This is a genomic window from Bradyrhizobium sp. SZCCHNS3002 (assembly GCF_032377435.1).
GTDB lineage: Bacteria > Pseudomonadota > Alphaproteobacteria > Rhizobiales > Xanthobacteraceae > Bradyrhizobium.
Genome location: NZ_JAUHHY010000006.1, coordinates 82,697 through 97,908, shown reverse-complemented (window position 1 = coordinate 97,908; position 15,212 = coordinate 82,697). Strand labels below are relative to the sequence as shown.

The window sequence follows — 15,212 nt, the reverse complement described above, 5'->3', positions numbered from 1 at the left end:
CTTTCTCACTTGGCGAGGGCCAGCCAGCGCTCGCTGGCCGACAGCGCCGTCGGCCACAGCGCCTCCGTCGGCTGCCCCCGATGCAGTGCCTTGCCGACCTCGCAGATCGACATGAAGGCCGCCGAGCGCGCCTCCTCCACCTCGAGCGGCTGCTCCGCGCTCGGGCTGCGGACGAGGCCCATCAGGCCGTTCAACGTCTGCAGTGCCGCTTCCGGCGGGCTCACTTCCGCCGCCCTCAGCGCAGCCACGATCTGCTGCGCCTTTTCCGATTCGGTCATCACGTCAGTCATCGTCTTTTCGTTTGCCCGTGCCTCACGGGAGAACGCTAGCAGCCGGACGAAGGTCGGGCAATGCTCGGGCAGACGGCACTCCAATGCCGAACGCGCGATGCCGACGTGCGATTTCCCGCCGATCCTGGCTCGGCCCTCTTGCGATGCTGCTTTGCCAGCGTCTCGGCCGGCGTGCATTGGCGTCGTGATCTGCAACGCGTTCTTCAGATAGCGCGTTCATTGGCGATCACGACCCCTCGACAAGGCTGAGGCATTGTGATCGCTCTGGCGCATGTCATTTCGCCAAGGATTTCGCCATGTCGAGGTGTTTCTGCAGCACCGGCACGGTCTGCTGGGCGAAGTCCGACAGCGGTGAGTTTGCCGCCGCCTGCTTCTGATACTTCTTGATATCCTCCTGGTGATCGCGAACCATCGCCTGCGCAAACGCCTGGTCGAACCGACCGCCGGACATGCCTTCCAACCGGTTGTAGATGGCCTTCTGCTTCCTGCTCGGCTCGGACGGCACCTTCATCCCGTTCTGGCTCGCAAGCTGCTGCGCCTTCTGCAGATGCTCGCTATGGTCCTGCTGCAAGGCCTGCCCGAACTGCTTGACCTGATCGCTCTGCCCCTTCTGCTGCGCCAGCTTGCCCATGTTCACCTCGGACATGTCGCCCTCGATCGCCTCGGTCATGAAATGCTGATCCTTGGCGGGCGACCGGCCCTTCGGAGCGGCGACCGCGCCGCCGGCCACCAACACGGTCACGGCAGAGGCGGCCAGGGCAATTCGGATTGCTCTCGTCTGATGGTTGTGGATCATCCTGCTCATCGTTGATCTCCGAGGGGTTCGACTCCTGATCGTCGCGACGGCAAGAGCCTTACCCGACGATCGTTCCTAAGCCCCGCGCGGCAACCCTGCAGAATGCTTCCGCGCGCAACGACGCGGCGGGTTCCAAATGCTGCGGCACAACCGTCCCTGCAGCACAACGTCCGCGACTTCTCGGTTTCGGACCCGCGCCATGCAGCGCTCAGTGAGTGCGTGCATCCCCGCCGAGCGCCCGAGCCAGCACGCCTCGAAGCAGGCCGGCCTGCGCCGCGCTCCCGCGCCAGGCCACGATCTGATCGGGACGGATCAAAGCGAGGTCGGCCTCGTAGAGATCGCGCAGGGCCCGCGGCAAGGTGACGATCTCGACGTCGACACGCAGCGGCCCCATGGCCTCACGTAGTTGATCCTCATCGAGGTCGCTGCCCTCACACCGCAACAGCGTCCATTCGAAGCCGAAGCGGTCGTACAGCGAGATACCTTGCTCCAGCCAGGCGTGCGGCGCGCGGCCGCCGGGACAGGCGCTCGGCACGTAGGCGTTGGCCGCATCCGGCGGCGGCCGGGTGCCATCGGGGATGATGATCGGTGAGCCATCATAGCGGCCGCCGAAGGTGACGCCGGGGATGTTGAACTCGGCGCGCGCATGCTGATCGAGATAGGCGCTGGCGATGCGCCGTGCCTCGTCGCCGGCCGCGGTCGCGTCCTCGATCTCGGGCACCGCGGCAAACAGGCCGAGCGAATCCGCAAAGCCGCGCGCGTAGTCGGTGTTGCGCAGCGCCACCTGACGGCGCTCGGCCTCGTAGCTGTCGAGCAGCGAGACGGGGCTCGTTCCCTTGATGACGCTCGCCAGCTTCCAACCCAGATTGACCGCATCCTCGATCGCGGTGTTGTAGCCGAGCCCGCCGGTCGGAGTGAACAGATGCGCCGCATCGCCGCCAAGGAAGACCCGGCCGCGCTGCATGCTCTCGGCGACCAGCGCATGCCCCGCGGTCCAGGTGAGATGCGAAAGCACCTCGCAGGGAATGGGCGCACCGCAGGCGCGCTGGAACGCTGCCCGCGCATCGTCGGCGGTGACAGCGCTTTCGTTCTCGCCGGGCCGAAGCTGGGTGTGGAAAGCGAACTCGTCGCGTCCGTTCACCGCGGCCATGAAGGCGCGGCGGTCGCGGTTGAAGCAGACATACATCCAGGCCCGCGCATGCGGGACGCTGGCGTAGAACTCCGGCGAGCGCAGATAGACCGCGAGCATGCGGCCGCCCATGAAATCGCGCTGCACGCCCGTCGTTCCGCCATAGGTGATCCCGAGCGACTGTCGCACTTGGGAGCGCGGACCGTCGGCCCCGATCAGGAAATCAGCCGCGATCTCGAGGCGCGCGCCGTCGCTGACACGCTCGACCTCGGCGGCAATGCCGCCGTCGGTAACGGCATGGCCGATCAACCGGTGCCCGTAGTGCAACTGAATGCCCGCAAGGCGCGCGGCATGCCGGCGCAGGATTTCTTCGACGAATTTCTGCGACACCCGGTGCGGCAGCTCGGCCGCGCTCCATGAGCCGGACAGGCCCTTCACCAGTTCCGTCGCGCGCGCCGCGGACGGCAATTGAAAACGTGCCAGCTCATGCGCCGTGTAGCGCGTGAAATAAGCGACGTCGGTCGGGTAGTCCGCGGGCAGGCCGGCGCGCCGGACCTCGTCGGCGAATCCGAGCCGGCGGAAATGCTCCATCGTCCGCGCCTGCGTCGCGTTGGCCTGCGGGTTGAACGCCGTTCCCGGCTTCTCGTCGACCAGGATTGCGGACACGCCGCGGCGGCCAAGCTCGTTGGCCAGCATCAGCCCGCACGGACCGCCGCCCACGATCAGCACCGAGGCGCTCAGACGTTCGATCACGGCGCTCCTCCTCGCAATGGAGGAATGCTAGCGCGCCCCGCGAATTAGTCAATCAGCCTGACTATCTGGTGTCGTCGAGCGTGTCGAAGCGGGCGCCATAGGCCGACAATCCCTGCAGAATCGCGTCCATCGCGGCCTTGCCGAGCTCCTTGCGCATCTCGGCTTCCGCCACATCCACGGCATCGCCAAACGCCTCCAGCCATGTCAGTCCGGCCGGCGTGAAGCGGACGAGGCGCGCGCGCCGGTCGCTCGGATCGGCCTCGCGCGACACCAGCCCCAGCTCGGCGCATTGATCGACCAGTTCGCCCATCGCCTGCTTGCTCATCGAGGCCCGCCGCGCGAGCTCGGTCAGCCGGGTGCCCTCGACGTCGAGGTTGCGGGTGAGGCTGACATGGGCAATCCGCGTCTCGCCGTGACCGCTCTCCGCCATCAATTGGAGAACCCGGGATTCGAACCGGCGCACCGCATTGTTGAGCAGCCGGCCGACATTGGCGTGACGCCATGCCGTCTGCCCGGTGGGCCGCGCCTTGCGTTGATCTCGCGCTGTCATATCGGGACTACCTCGCCATATCGAACCACGCCGGGTCAACGTCGCAGACGCAAGGTGAAATCGGGAAACGCGTGAGATGTCACGCGAAGAATGGTCGGAACGGCACGATTCGAGCCTGCGCCCCCAGCGTCCCGAACGCAAATAGCGAACGAAAAGGCCAATAGGGAAAATGAAGTTTGCTCGTGATTGACGACCATTTTCGCCGTCTGTTCACAGGGGTTCGGTCGTCAACCGGTGGCCGGCCTGCTCACGCGCCAGGCGAGCCCGCTCTACCGTCGCCGATGCAAATCGCTTGACCGCCGCCGCGTCCCGTCGCCAGCTTCAGCAAATGTTCGCAATAGCCGCGAAGCTGACCGTCAGCTCGTAGCAGCGCACGGCGCACGCAGTGATGCCACGCTTCGCCAGATCGGTAATCGTGCGGACGGTGACGCCGAACAGGTCCCAAGCGCGGCGCCGCCGATGGTCTCAGCCATGATCCAAATTGCATTAGGCCGAAACGAGATCGCGAATGAAATAGTGAGGCCACCAACTAAAACGGTTGCCCTATAGCATGACATGGCTCGACGTTCACCAAGCAATCCGCAAAATTGATTATTAGATCTACTATCTATTATGTCTTGATGTCGCGAGGCAACAATTGCTGCAACGGCAAGCGCCATGTGTGGGGCAAAATCTGCAACCCGTGCCACAAATCGAAGTATACTCGCATCTACCAATAGGCTCCGCCTTTATCGGCTTATGTGGAGCCCCTTTGGCATGTGCCACAGATAGGCCCAGTGGTATCAACACCGCGAGGAAGACAACCAATCGCATTGACCCTCCTTCTTGCTTGTCTTGCATCACATTCAAGAATTGAACTATAACGCAAACGCAACCCATAGAAACGGCATTTATCAGCCGCCGGTCAAATCAGGCCTCCGTTAGGGAACATCGGGTGTGCGGGTCAGATCGATCTCGGGACGTCGAAAATTTTCTTTTTTTGGTAAGCGATATGCCGGAAGGTGGCATCCCCAGCCCGAAGCGGATGCGCTGAACCGTGCCACCAGCGCCGTGGAGATATTCCACAGCCGGCGAGCTCATGTATTGCCGTGCATTGCGTCTTCCGCCGCAAGCATTTCGTCGAGGAGATCCCATGCACCCGACGCTTCGGCTTCCGACATCTTCCGGATGGCGTAACCGACATGAACCACGACGTGATCGCCGGGCTCGATAGCTTCATGCTGTAGCAAAAACAGACTCACCGTGCGCTCGATGCCTTTGGCCTCGCATCGCGCCATGACTCCGTCACTCTCCACGACCCGCATCGGGATGCCAAGGCACATCTCGGTTCCACCCGCAAATACTTGAGTCCGAAATCATAGCCCGATCGATGAACTCGATTTGACGTGGATCAAGATAAGGGAATCATATTCGCTGCATAGAATATGTGGCGTCTGATCTCGCGGGGATTTCCATGCGGACCAATGTCGCGGCGACCACCACGCTGGTGCTCGGACTCGGCAATATCCTGCTGAGCGATGACGGCATTGGTGTGCACGTCATTCGGGCCCTCGATGCGCTTGAATGTGCGGGCGAGATACCGCCTTGTGTTGCTCTGCGGGATGGCGGGACGCTCGGGCTGTCCCTGTTTTCGGAGATCGAAGATTTCGGCTCGCTGATCGCCGTCGACGCCGTGGAACTGGGCGCGAAGCCCGGCACCGTCAAGATCTTTCAAGGTCCGGAGATGGACCGGCAGCTCACGGGCAAGAAGCGGACGGCTCATGAGGTCGCGCTTGCCGACCTGATGTCGGCGGCGCGGCTGGCCGGCTGCGAGCCGGCGCGCCGGGCGCTGGTCGCAATTCAACCTGAATCCACGCAATGGGGCCTGTCGCTGACGCCCGCGGTTGGCGCGGCCATTCCCTCCGCGTGTCAGCAGATCAAAACACTGCTCAGCAGGTGGCACCATGACAGTTGAAGCGGATGCCGCGGCACGGTTCCGCACGGGGATGACCGACAGCCTGCTCCGCGAGATCGCCGATCACCTCGGTGTGCTTGCCAAAACCGGCGCATGCGCGGCGATCGATCTGTGCAGCCTGCCTCTCACGGCTGCGGACCGCAGCGAATTGGAAGCCCGGTTGGGCCATGGTGACCTGGAGGCCGTTTTGACCGCAGCCGGCACCAGTGAAATCTGGGAGACGCGCTATGCCGGCGTGTGGTGGGTTCGCCATCTCGGCGCCGGGGACAAGCTCGCCGCCGAACGCATTGAAATCACGGCGTCCCCGGAGATCCTGACGAGCCATGCGGCCGACATCGCTGCGGCCAGCAACAGACTGGCTGAAGACCTGATCGACCGCGTCTCTTCAGAGGATGCCGAAGATGCATGAAACCGAGACGATCGGCGAGCTCTTGACGCGCAGCGGCGTCTCGCGCCGCGCCCTGCTGAAATATACGACCTATCTTGCCAGCCTTCTCGCATTGCCCCCGATGGCCGCGAAGGGCATGGCTGAGGCGTTGGCGAATACGCGCCGCCAATCCGTGATCTGGCTCTCGTTTCAGGAATGCACCGGCTGCACGGAATCGCTGACGCGTTCGTTCGGTCCAACCATCGAGGACATGATCTTCAATCTCATCTCGCTCGACTATCACGAAACGCTGATGGCGGTGTCGGGTACTGCCGCGGAAGCGGCGCGCCTGGCTGCCATGAAGGAGAACAAGGGCAAATATGTCGTCGTGGTCGACGGCTCCGTTTCGACGAGGGATGGCGGGGTCTACTCCACCAACGCCGGCAAGACCAACCTCGAGGTGCTGAAGGAGACGGCCGCAGATGCAGCCGCGGTGATCTCCGTCGGGACCTGCGCGGCCTTCGGTGGCATTCCCCACGCAAATCCCAACCCCACCGGCGCAGTTGCCGTCAGCGACATCATCACCGACAAACCGGTGATCAATGTCTCCGGTTGCCCGCCCATTCCGGAAGCCATCGCCGGCACGGTTGCCTATCTCGTGACGTTCAACAAGCTTCCCGATCTCGACGACAAGGGCAGACCGAAAGCGTTTTTCGGCGATACGATCCATGACCGCTGCTATCGCCGGCCGTTCTACGACAAGGGGCAGTTCGCCAAGCAGTTCGACGATGAGGGAGCGCGCAAGGGCTGGTGCCTCTATGAAGTCGGTTGCAAGGGGCCCGTGACTTACAATGCGTGCGCGACCATGAAATGGAATGGTGGCGTCTCTTTCCCGATCCAGTCGGGACACGGCTGTCTGGGCTGTTCCGAACCGAATTTCTGGGATCGTGGCAGCTTCTACCAGCCACTTTCTTCAAACACGTTGAATGATCCGGAGATCATCGGCGGCGCCGCGGCTGCGGGCGCGGCGGTCGGGATTGCCAGCGCATGGCTGGCGCGGCGACGCAAACAACGAGCAGAGAGGGAGGCCCAGCCATGAGCCTGCTGGATTTCGTGCGCGGACCCGCGATCGAGATCGCAATCGCGATATTCGTGGGCGGCGTGTTGTGGCGGCTCGCGTCGCTGCTGCTCCTGCCCTGGACCAGCGACAGATCGGCGAGGCGAGCTGATGCACCGCATGCCGTGGTTGGCGCGTTCCGTGGCTTCGTGCGTCACCTATGGCCCGCGAACACCTATCTGCGCGCCTCGTTGTTCAGCACGGTGAATGGCTATGTTTTTCACGTCGGCCTTGCCATCATCGTGTTCGGACTGGCGCAGCACATTCTCTTCCTGCGTGGATTGTTCGGCTTTTCATGGCCGAATCTGCCCACCGGCGTGATCTCGGCCGCCTCGGTGGTCACGCTGGCGTCGCTCCTGGCTGCGCTGGCGCGACGGATGACGAATCCGGTCTTAAGACTGCTTTCGACGCTTGACGACTACTTCAGCTGGCTGGTGACGTTCCTTCCGGTCGTGACGGGGCTGATCGCGGTGAGCCACCTATGGGCGCCGTACGAGACGCTCTTGTCCGTGCACATCCTGGCCGTGTGCCTGTTCCTGATCTGGTTCCCGTTCGGAAAACTCATGCATGCCTTCCTCGTCTTCCTGACCAGGAGCGAGACCGGGATCTTCTACAGCCGCCGGGGAGTCGAGATATGAACCAGCGCATCGTCGTCGATCCCATCACGCGCATTGAAGGGCATCTGCGGATCGAGGCGGAAACAGATCCCCATGGCGCCATCACCGGTGCCTACAGTTCCGGCACGATGGTGCGCGGCATCGAACTGATCCTGAAAGGACGCGATCCGCGCGAGGCCTGGGCTTTCGCTCAGCGCATATGCGGCGTGTGCACGCTGGTCCACGGCATCGCCAGCGTCCGCGCCGTGGAGAATGCGCTGGGATACACCATTCCGCCGAACGCGCAACTCATCCGCAACCTGATGATTGCCGCACAATATGTGCATGACCATGTCATGCACTTCTATCATCTGCATGCGCTCGACTGGGTCGACGTGGTGTCGGCGTTGAAGGCCGATCCGGCGGCAACGTCGCAACTGGCGCAATCGATCTCGAGCTTCCCGAAGTCGAGTCCGGGCTATTTCGCGGACACGCAGAAGAGACTGAAAGCTTTCGTCGAAGGCGGCCAGCTCGGCATCTTTGCAGGTGGATTCTGGGGACATCCCGGATTCAAGCTGCCGGCCGAAGCAAACCTGATGGCGGTCGCGCACTATTTGGAAGCGCTCGCCTGGCAGCGCGAGGTGGTGCAGCTCCACACCGTCTTCGGCGGCAAGAATCCGCATCCGAATTTCCTGGTCGGCGGCGCTCCGTCAGCGATCAGCCTGAACACCGGCGGCACCGCCATCGGCATCGACGGCCTGCAGACGGTGAAGACCGTGATCGGCCGAATGAAGGATTTTGTCGAGCAGGTCTATCTGCCGGACACGCTGGCCATTGCGTCCTTCTACAAGGACTGGTTCGCGCGCGGCGAAGGCGTGGGCAACTTCCTGACCTACGGCGACTTCCCCGAAAAGGGCATGGACGACCCGGCCAGTTGGCTGATCCCGGCGGGCGCGATCCTCAATCGCGACCTGACCAAGATCCATCCCGTCGACATGAACAATTCGGAGGAAATCCAGGAGTTCGTCTCCCATTCCTGGTACGACTATGCAAGCGGCAAGGACAAGGGCCTGCATCCCTACGAGGGCGAGACTAATCTGCATTACACCGGTCCCAAGCCCCCTTTCGAGCAGCTCGATGTCGGCGCGAGCTATTCCTGGCTCAAGGCGCCGCGCTGGAAGGGCCATGTCATGGAGGTCGGCCCGCTCGCGCGCGTGCTGATGCTCCATGCCAAAGGTCACGAGCCGACGCGCGAACTGGCCGGTTACGCGCTGGGCAAGCTCGACCTGCCGCTGACGGCGATGCTTTCGACCATGGGACGCACAGCGGCGCGCGCCCTGGAAAGCAAGATCGTCGTCGACCAGATGTCGACCTGGTACGACCGTCTTCTTTCCAACATCCGCGCGGGTGATCTGAACGTTCACAATTCGAACAAGTGGGATCCCTCGACCTGGCCAACCGAAGCCAAGGGCGTCGGCTTCATGGAAGCGCCGCGCGGGGCGCTGGCGCATTGGGTGGTGATCAAGAACAAGCGCATCGATAATTATCAGGCCGTGGTGCCCTCGACCTGGAACGCGGGGCCGCGCGATTCCAAGGGCCAGCCCGGACCTTACGAAGCGGCATTGATGGATCGCCACACGCTCCACGATCCTCGGCAGCCGCTCGAGATCCAGCGCACGATCCACAGCTTCGATCCGTGCATCGCCTGCGCGGTGCATGTGATCGATCCCGACGGCGAAGAGCTGATACAATTGCGGGTGAGGTAAGGCGATGGGCGGCGAAATCGACGTCGAAGCAGCCAGCAGAACGTTCCTGGCGCGGACCGAGGAACATCTGGTCAGCTATCTCGAGGCCTGCGTCCATTGCGGAAACTGCGCCGAAGCCTGCCACTTTTATCAGGCCTCCGGAGATCCACGGCATACGCCCGCCTACAAGCTGTTTCCGATGGCCAAGGCCTATCGCCGGCAGAAATTCCCGCTCTCCCTCTTCGCTCCCCGCATCACGGAAGAGGACCTCAAGGAATGGGAGGAACTGCTGTTCGATACCTGCACCATGTGCGGTCGATGCACCACGATCTGTCCGATGGGGATCGACATCGCTTCCATCGTGGGCGGCGCGCGGCAGGCCTTCGTCAAGGCAGGACTTGGGCCGAAGGACCTTCTGCAGGCCGCCGACAATTCGCGCGACCATGGAAGCCCGCTGGGCGTGACAGCCGACAAGCTGCGCGATCGCATCGAATGGCTCGAAGATGAGCACGACGTGCCCATCGCGCTCGACAAGGACAAGGCCGACATTCTGCTGACGCTCTCGTCCGTCGAAACGATGAAATACCCCGATTCCGTGGTGGCCATGGCCAAGCTGCTCAACCACGCGGGCGTCGACTGGACGCTGAGCACCAAGGGCTATGAAGCCACGAATTTTGGCTATCTGGCCGGCAAGGCAGACGTCGCCCGGATCATGGTTCAGCGGATCACCGAGGCCGCCGAGGCGGTCGGAGCCAAGACGGTCGTGATTCCGGAGTGCGGCCACGCGTTCGGTGTACTGCGCTGGTCGGGCGCCAATGTGCTCGGCCGCCCCCTGCCCTTCGCAGTCGTGCACATTTCGGAATTCATGGCGCAGCTCAAGCGCGACGGCAGGCTGAAGCTGAAACCGATCGAGGAGTCGATCACCTATCACGATCCTTGCCAGATCTCCCGTCGCGGCGGCGCGACCGAGGATGCGCGATTCCTCCTGCAGGATTTCGCGAAGGACTTCCGCGAGATGACCCCGACCGGAGATCTCAACTGGTGCTGCGGTGGCGGCGGCGGCGTGCAGGCGATCGCGCGCGCAGCCGATCTTCGCCACAAGGTCTTCAAGATCAAAATGGATCAGGTGGAGAAGACCGGCGCGAAGACGATGGTCTCGGCATGCTCAAACTGCCGGCTGACCATGGACGAGAGCAAGGCCCACTGGAAATGGGAAGGTGGCCTCGCGAGCCTGGTGGAGATCATTGCGGATCACCTGATCGAGGACGCCCCGGCAAAGACGCAAGGGTGACGGCTCACAGTCGTGCGCCTTGCGTCGTGGGCAAACGGCGGCGCAACGCGGGCCGCGGGGCAACGTAGACTGCGTCGGCGCCCCCGCCTTGTTGCGGCCCCGGTCTCGATCATGACGAAAGGCACTTCGGCGTGGCAGAGATTGCGCAGCGTCAGGACGTTCGCCTGATCAGGAACTCGAACTGCTTGCCTTCCGACTTGGATTCCAAGAGATCATTTCCGGTCGTGCGACAAAACGCCTCGAAGTCTTTCACAGCGCCGGGATCGGTGGCGAGCACTTGGAGCGTGCCACCGATCGGCACGTCCTTGAGCGCCTTCTTCGCGCGCAAGATCGGCAGCGGGCAGTTCAATCCCTTGGCATCGAGAACCTGGTCAGCCATCCTGTCTCTCCGTCATTTCTGGTGCTGGGTCCGTGACACGTTCAAATGAACAGGTTGATGTCGCTCTTGGTCGCCGTCTCGATGTAGGTCGCAGCGCCCCCGAGCACCGGCCCCTCGATCATGTCGTCCTTGGTGTACTCGAACAGATCCATGGTCATCTGGCAGGCGATCATCTTGACGTCGGCTTCGATGGCCATCGTGCGCAACTCCTCTATCGATGCGACCCCCTTCTTCTTGATCAGGTTTTTCATCATCGTCGTCGCCGCCGCGTCGACGCCGGGGATGGCCGATACGAGATTCGGCATACCGATGTGCATTCCAAACATCGGCATCTCCATGGCCGGATTGCCGAGCGTAGAGATTTTCAGGTCGAGATTCTTCTTGAGCAGCGTCAAGCCGTAGAAGGTGAAGAACATGGTCACGTCGAGGCCCATGGCCGCCGCTGTCGTGGCCAGGATGAAGGGCGGATAGGCCCAATCCAGCGTCCCCTTGGTGACAATCATCGACATGCGCTTGGTATTGTTGTCTTCGGCCATTGCATCTCTCCGTTTGGTCTCTCGCAGGCGCAACCGCGCGCGTCATTGGATTCCTGCTATTGGATTCCTGCTTTCCAACGCACGACCATCAGCACGAGGACTGCGAGGAACAGCGTCTCGGCGACGATCAGCGCGATCGCCCGGCCGCCGACATCGGCCATCGCCTTGAGCGACGTCTTCATCCCGAGCGCTGCGATCGCCGTCACGAGGCACCACCTTGAAATGTCCTTGATGACGGCAAGCAGGAATGCGGGAATGACGCCGGCGCTGTTGAGCATCACCAGAACGGCGAACACCACCAGGAACCCCGGCAGTTGGCGCCCGGCCTTGCCGACGCGATGGGCGCGGAACACGTAGGACAGCATCACGACGACAGGCAGCAGCATGGCAACCCGGAGCAGCTTGGTGAAGGTCGCGACGTTTCCGGTCTCCTCCGACACGCTGAAGCCGGCGCCAACCACCTGCGCCACGTCGTGAATGGTACCGCCAAGAAACATGCCGACGGCAGCGTGATCGAGATGGAATCCTGCGATCACCAGCGGATAGACGATCATCGCGATCGTGCTGAGCGCCGTCACGCCGATCACGGTAAAGACCGTGTCGCGTTCGTGGTGCTCCCCCTTGGGCAACACCGACGAGATCGCCAGCGCCGCCGACGCTCCGCAAATCGCCACGGCCCCGGAGGTGAGGATTCCGAACGGCCGGCTCAACCCCATGGCGCGGGAGGCCAGCGCGCCGAACAGGATGGTCAGGATCACCGCGCCGACGACCGTGATCACGGGCGTCGGGCCGAGCTTCATGATCTCGGCAATCGTGATCTGCGCCCCGAGCAGGCCGACGGCGACGCGCAGGATGCGCTTTGAGGCGAGTTCGATGCCGGCAACGCAGCGCCCCTCCTGCGACAGGAAATAGAAGGCCATCCCAAGCAGCAAGGCGAACAGCATGACCGGCCCGCCATAGTGCTCGGACAGGAAGGTTGCCGCGATCGCGATGATCAAACTGGCCAGGACACCCGGGAAGTAGGTCGGCAGCGACATGAAGGCCGCGAGGCCGCGACTTATCATCGATGTCCTGATTGCGGCGGTCTCAGTCACAGCCTGTCCACTTCCTTACGCGCAGCCAGCGAAATTCTCGGCAGCCATCTTCGCTTCATAAGGGGCGGCGGCCGCCGTGCCCGGCACGAGGCCGGCCTTGGCAGCAGCCCAATCCTTCGGGCGCACCTTGACCATCCATCCCTCGCCATACGGGTCGGTGTTGGCCAGCTTGGGCGCTGCGCTCATTGCATCGTTGACCTCGACGATTTCCGCATTGAAGGCGACCTTTGCCGGGCCGACCCACTTACCGGATTCGATCGTGGCGCAGGACTTGCCCGCATCGACCGACCGGCCGGCCTTCTTTGGTGTGAAGGCGACAAGCTGACCGGCCATGGCCGCTGCCACAGCGGTCATCCCGATCGTCACGGTGCCGTCGGCGTTCTCGCGATACCAGATGTTGTTTTCGACGTCATAGAGGAGGTCGTCGGGAAGGTTGCAGCCGCGGACGATGGGCATCGTCTTCTCCTTATCTCAAACAGTTTCGTTGGTCTGCATCGATGCATCGAGTTGACGTAGCGGCCGGGACGCGCAGCAGAATTCGCCGAGCCCGGCCACCTCCAGCTTGCCTCCGATGAACAGCATAAGATGCCGCGCGACCATGGCGCCCAGTCGCAGCCGCCGGGCGACCTCCGCGTAGCCTGGCTCGAGGCGCACCAGATTGTAGTGATAGACGAGCTCGCGGCAGGTTTCGCGGCAGGCGTTGAAGCTTGCATCGCCGCGCGCGCCCTGCCGATGCAGCGCCAGCAGGCGAAACGTCTCGACCTGGCGATCGGTCGGGATCTCGCCGTGCGCAGCGAGCCATGTTTCGAGAATCGTTTCGCCGAGCTGCAGCAACTCCTCGGCGAGCGGCGCGGCGGCCGCCCCGAGTGCAGCATCGGACGCGGCCAACATGCCGTCCAGCCGCTCCGCGACGTCGTCGAGGCTCGTGATACCGATATCCGCCATCACCCGAGCCCCCGCGCATGCAACAGACCGGTCGAATCCGAGAAATTCTCCTGCACGCCGACCTTGCGCGCCGACAGCCCGAGCGCCATGCCGAGGAGCTGGGTGAAGTACAGGATCTTGACGCTCGTCTTGCGGCCGAAGACCTTTTCCGCGCGCACCTGATGCATTTCGAGCCCGGTGTGGCAGGTCGGGCATTCGGTGGCGATCACGTCCGCGCCGCAGGCCTCGGCCGTCGTGAGCAGGTTGAGAACGAGCTTGGTCGAGGTGTCGCTGTCGGACAGCGTGTGAGCGCCGCCACAGCATGCCGTCTTGAGCGGGTACTCGACGTTCTCGGCCCCCGCCGCAGCCAGCAGGTCGTCCATGAAATGGGGCTTCGAGGTCGATTCCGAGCCGGGCCCCTTATCCTTTTCCGGAAAGATGTGACGCGGCCGCGTGTACATGCAACCGTAGTAGTTGGCGACCTTCAGGCCCTTGAGCGAGTTCTTCACGCGTGTCTTGAGGCCCTGTTCGCCGACGGATTCCTTGATCCAGTCGAGCGCGTGAATGGTCGTGACCTTGCCCGCTTCGTAGGTCGCGTGGCCGGCCTTGCGCGACAATCGGTCCGTCACTTCACGCGACGCGGGATCCTTGGCGAGGTCGTATTCGGCCTTCTTGAGATTGTGATAGCAGCCGTTGCAAGGCGCCATCACCGTATCGAACCCCATCGCATCCGCGATCGAGAGGTTGCGGGCCGACAGATAGGTCTGCAGCCTGGGATCGATGTTCTTGACCTCCATGGCGCCGCAGCAGTTCCAGTTCCTGAGCTCGACCAGATCGAGGCCGAGTGCCTTGCCGACCTCCCGGGTGGAGCGGTTGTAGGCGTGCCCGGTTCCTTCGAGCGCGCACCCCGGATAGTAGGCGACCCGCTTGTGTTTGTCGCTCATCACTCAGCTCCCTGAACGTCCAACCGAAGCGCCTTGCGGGCCGCTGCTTCACACTCACGGACATACTCGTCGATCGCGAGGCTGGCGCCCCCCCATCCGCGCGTGCGGGGACGGACCACGCTGGCAAGTCCCAACTTCACCAGGAGGCCCACCGGCAATCGGCTGGCGAGACTGCGTATCAGTTCGACGAGCCACCCCTGCGACAGGGACTGCCCGGTCCGCGCGAAGAACCGGCGCAGCACGCGGCCCTCCTCGATCCTGCCGGTGGCGAAGACCTGCTCGGAGAAGACCTCATCGAACGCGGTGGACGGCTTCTTCTCGGTATGGCCCTTCAGCTCCAGCCAATGTGCCGTGGCCTTCATCACGCCTTCGGGACTGACGTCGCGAGGACAGGCATAGGTGCATTTGTTGCAGGAGACGCACTGCCAGATGATGTCCTTGTCGCGCAGCAACTCGCTTTCGAAGCCCATTCGGATCAGGTAGATCCAATAGCGCGGGTTGAAGTCGGGATTCACGGCGTTGATCGTGCAGGCATTGGTGCATGAGCCGCATTGCCAGCAGCGGTGGATGAACTCGCCTCCCGGGAGCGCCGCGATCTCCTCCTGCATCTGCTCGTTGTAGTCGGTAATGGCGCGTGAGGTGATGAACGTGCTCCAGTGCCCGGAGACATCGACGCCATCAATTTCCAGGTGCTCATGCGTGACGAGATTCTCTGGCCGGATCAGCGATTTTTCGTGAATCGGCATG

The 15,212-nt window shown here is 63.0% G+C and carries 18 protein-coding genes; 6 read left to right on the top strand and 12 right to left on the bottom strand.

The window, feature by feature from the left end:
* Positions 1–5: 5 nt before the first annotated feature.
* The 5 genes from QW845_RS14550 to QW845_RS14530 all read right to left on the bottom strand — a co-directional run bounded on the left by QW845_RS14550 (position 6) and on the right by QW845_RS14530 (position 4,840).
* Positions 6–278, bottom strand: coding sequence for a hypothetical protein (locus tag QW845_RS14550; protein WP_315802537.1), 273 nt, complete (start codon positions 276–278; stop codon positions 6–8).
* Between the two features lie 286 nt (positions 279–564).
* Complete coding sequence (locus tag QW845_RS14545) at positions 565–1,095, bottom strand: DUF4142 domain-containing protein (protein ID WP_409997912.1); 531 nt, start codon at positions 1,093–1,095, stop codon at positions 565–567.
* Positions 1,096–1,294: 199 nt separating this feature from the next.
* Entirely contained in the window at positions 1,295–2,911 is a 1,617-nt protein-coding gene (locus QW845_RS14540; protein WP_409997923.1) for an FAD-dependent oxidoreductase, read from the bottom strand.
* A 118-nt stretch (positions 2,912–3,029) separates the two neighbouring features.
* Positions 3,030–3,518: a MarR family winged helix-turn-helix transcriptional regulator gene (locus QW845_RS14535; protein WP_315802249.1), complete on the bottom strand. Its 489-nt coding sequence runs from the start codon at positions 3,516–3,518 to the stop codon at positions 3,030–3,032.
* A 1,076-nt stretch (positions 3,519–4,594) separates the two neighbouring features.
* Positions 4,595–4,840 (bottom strand): HypC/HybG/HupF family hydrogenase formation chaperone, encoded by a 246-nt coding sequence (locus tag QW845_RS14530; protein WP_315802248.1) that lies wholly within the window; start codon positions 4,838–4,840, stop codon positions 4,595–4,597.
* A gap of 131 nt (positions 4,841–4,971) precedes the next feature.
* Here QW845_RS14530 and QW845_RS14525 point away from each other — a divergent pair, with 131 nt between their 5' ends.
* Genes QW845_RS14525 through QW845_RS14500 form a run of 6 tightly spaced genes read left to right on the top strand, consistent with a single transcriptional unit; the run spans position 4,972 to position 10,588 of the window.
* Complete coding sequence (locus QW845_RS14525; RefSeq protein WP_315802247.1) at positions 4,972–5,472, top strand: HyaD/HybD family hydrogenase maturation endopeptidase; 501 nt, start codon at positions 4,972–4,974, stop codon at positions 5,470–5,472.
* Positions 5,462–5,881, top strand: coding sequence for a hydrogenase expression/formation C-terminal domain-containing protein (locus QW845_RS14520; protein WP_315802246.1), 420 nt, complete (start codon positions 5,462–5,464; stop codon positions 5,879–5,881). The genes QW845_RS14525 and QW845_RS14520 overlap by 11 nt, the downstream gene beginning before the upstream one ends.
* The gene (locus QW845_RS14515; protein ID WP_315802245.1) at positions 5,874–6,938 is read left to right on the top strand and encodes a hydrogenase small subunit; all 1,065 of its coding nucleotides are present in this window, start codon (positions 5,874–5,876) and stop codon (positions 6,936–6,938) included. Before QW845_RS14520 ends, QW845_RS14515 begins: the two co-directional genes overlap by 8 nt.
* Positions 6,887–7,594 (top strand): hypothetical protein, encoded by a 708-nt coding sequence (locus tag QW845_RS14510; protein ID WP_315802244.1) that lies wholly within the window; start codon positions 6,887–6,889, stop codon positions 7,592–7,594. The genes QW845_RS14515 and QW845_RS14510 overlap by 52 nt, the downstream gene beginning before the upstream one ends.
* Positions 7,591–9,318 carry a nickel-dependent hydrogenase large subunit gene (locus QW845_RS14505; protein WP_315802243.1) on the top strand — a complete coding sequence of 576 codons (1,728 nt, stop codon included), beginning with the start codon at positions 7,591–7,593 and terminating at the stop codon, positions 9,316–9,318. The genes QW845_RS14510 and QW845_RS14505 overlap by 4 nt, the downstream gene beginning before the upstream one ends.
* 4 nt (positions 9,319–9,322) lie before the next feature.
* Entirely contained in the window at positions 9,323–10,588 is a 1,266-nt protein-coding gene (locus tag QW845_RS14500) for a (Fe-S)-binding protein (RefSeq protein WP_315802242.1), read from the top strand.
* 151 nt (positions 10,589–10,739) lie between these two features.
* Here QW845_RS14500 and QW845_RS14495 read toward each other — a convergent pair whose 3' ends face one another.
* From QW845_RS14495 to QW845_RS14465, 7 genes are read right to left on the bottom strand one after another with little or no spacing between them, the layout of a single operon-like run.
* The gene (locus QW845_RS14495; RefSeq protein WP_315715462.1) at positions 10,740–10,967 is read right to left on the bottom strand and encodes a sulfurtransferase TusA family protein; all 228 of its coding nucleotides are present in this window, start codon (positions 10,965–10,967) and stop codon (positions 10,740–10,742) included.
* Positions 10,968–11,008: 41 nt separating this feature from the next.
* On the bottom strand, positions 11,009–11,503 hold the full coding sequence (dsrE2, locus tag QW845_RS14490) for a sulfur carrier protein DsrE2 (protein ID WP_315802241.1): 495 nt from the start codon (positions 11,501–11,503) through the stop codon (positions 11,009–11,011).
* Positions 11,504–11,559: 56 nt separating this feature from the next.
* On the bottom strand, positions 11,560–12,567 hold the full coding sequence (locus tag QW845_RS14485) for a YeiH family protein (protein ID WP_315802240.1): 1,008 nt from the start codon (positions 12,565–12,567) through the stop codon (positions 11,560–11,562).
* 45 nt (positions 12,568–12,612) lie between these two features.
* Positions 12,613–13,053 carry a glycine cleavage system protein H gene (locus QW845_RS14480; protein WP_315802239.1) on the bottom strand — a complete coding sequence of 147 codons (441 nt, stop codon included), beginning with the start codon at positions 13,051–13,053 and terminating at the stop codon, positions 12,613–12,615.
* 15 nt (positions 13,054–13,068) lie between these two features.
* Positions 13,069–13,545, bottom strand: a complete 477-nt coding sequence (locus tag QW845_RS14475) for a hypothetical protein (RefSeq protein ID WP_315802238.1) — start codon at positions 13,543–13,545, stop codon at positions 13,069–13,071.
* On the bottom strand, positions 13,542–14,465 hold the full coding sequence (locus QW845_RS14470; protein ID WP_315802237.1) for a CoB--CoM heterodisulfide reductase iron-sulfur subunit B family protein: 924 nt from the start codon (positions 14,463–14,465) through the stop codon (positions 13,542–13,544). The genes QW845_RS14475 and QW845_RS14470 overlap by 4 nt, the downstream gene beginning before the upstream one ends.
* Positions 14,465–15,211: a 4Fe-4S dicluster domain-containing protein gene (locus tag QW845_RS14465; protein WP_315802236.1), complete on the bottom strand. Its 747-nt coding sequence runs from the start codon at positions 15,209–15,211 to the stop codon at positions 14,465–14,467. Before QW845_RS14465 ends, QW845_RS14470 begins: the two co-directional genes overlap by 1 nt.
* Between the last annotated feature and the right edge of the window lies 1 nt (position 15,212).

Bases quoted from the DNA above. Each gene is read 5' to 3' on its own strand.
- QW845_RS14550 (WP_315802537.1), bottom strand. From the start codon at position 278: ATGACCGAATCGGAAAAGGCGCAGCAGATCGTGGCTGCGCTGAGGGCG.
- QW845_RS14545 (WP_409997912.1), bottom strand. From the start codon at position 1,095: ATGAGCAGGATGATCCACAACCATCAGACGAGAGCAATCCGAATTGCC.
- QW845_RS14540 (WP_409997923.1), bottom strand. From the start codon at position 2,911: ATGCTGGCCAACGAGCTTGGCCGCCGCGGCGTGTCCGCAATCCTGGTC.
- QW845_RS14535 (WP_315802249.1), bottom strand. From the start codon at position 3,518: ATGACAGCGCGAGATCAACGCAAGGCGCGGCCCACCGGGCAGACGGCA.
- QW845_RS14530 (WP_315802248.1), bottom strand. From the start codon at position 4,840: ATGTGCCTTGGCATCCCGATGCGGGTCGTGGAGAGTGACGGAGTCATG.
- QW845_RS14525 (WP_315802247.1), top strand. From the start codon at position 4,972: ATGCGGACCAATGTCGCGGCGACCACCACGCTGGTGCTCGGACTCGGC.
- QW845_RS14520 (WP_315802246.1), top strand. From the start codon at position 5,462: ATGACAGTTGAAGCGGATGCCGCGGCACGGTTCCGCACGGGGATGACC.
- QW845_RS14515 (WP_315802245.1), top strand. From the start codon at position 5,874: ATGCATGAAACCGAGACGATCGGCGAGCTCTTGACGCGCAGCGGCGTC.
- QW845_RS14510 (WP_315802244.1), top strand. From the start codon at position 6,887: ATGGCTGGCGCGGCGACGCAAACAACGAGCAGAGAGGGAGGCCCAGCC.
- QW845_RS14505 (WP_315802243.1), top strand. From the start codon at position 7,591: ATGAACCAGCGCATCGTCGTCGATCCCATCACGCGCATTGAAGGGCAT.
- QW845_RS14500 (WP_315802242.1), top strand. From the start codon at position 9,323: ATGGGCGGCGAAATCGACGTCGAAGCAGCCAGCAGAACGTTCCTGGCG.
- QW845_RS14495 (WP_315715462.1), bottom strand. From the start codon at position 10,967: ATGGCTGACCAGGTTCTCGATGCCAAGGGATTGAACTGCCCGCTGCCG.
- dsrE2 (WP_315802241.1), bottom strand. From the start codon at position 11,503: ATGGCCGAAGACAACAATACCAAGCGCATGTCGATGATTGTCACCAAG.
- QW845_RS14485 (WP_315802240.1), bottom strand. From the start codon at position 12,567: ATGATAAGTCGCGGCCTCGCGGCCTTCATGTCGCTGCCGACCTACTTC.
- QW845_RS14480 (WP_315802239.1), bottom strand. From the start codon at position 13,053: ATGCCCATCGTCCGCGGCTGCAACCTTCCCGACGACCTCCTCTATGAC.
- QW845_RS14470 (WP_315802237.1), bottom strand. From the start codon at position 14,465: ATGAGCGACAAACACAAGCGGGTCGCCTACTATCCGGGGTGCGCGCTC.
- QW845_RS14465 (WP_315802236.1), bottom strand. From the start codon at position 15,211: ATGCCGATTCACGAAAAATCGCTGATCCGGCCAGAGAATCTCGTCACG.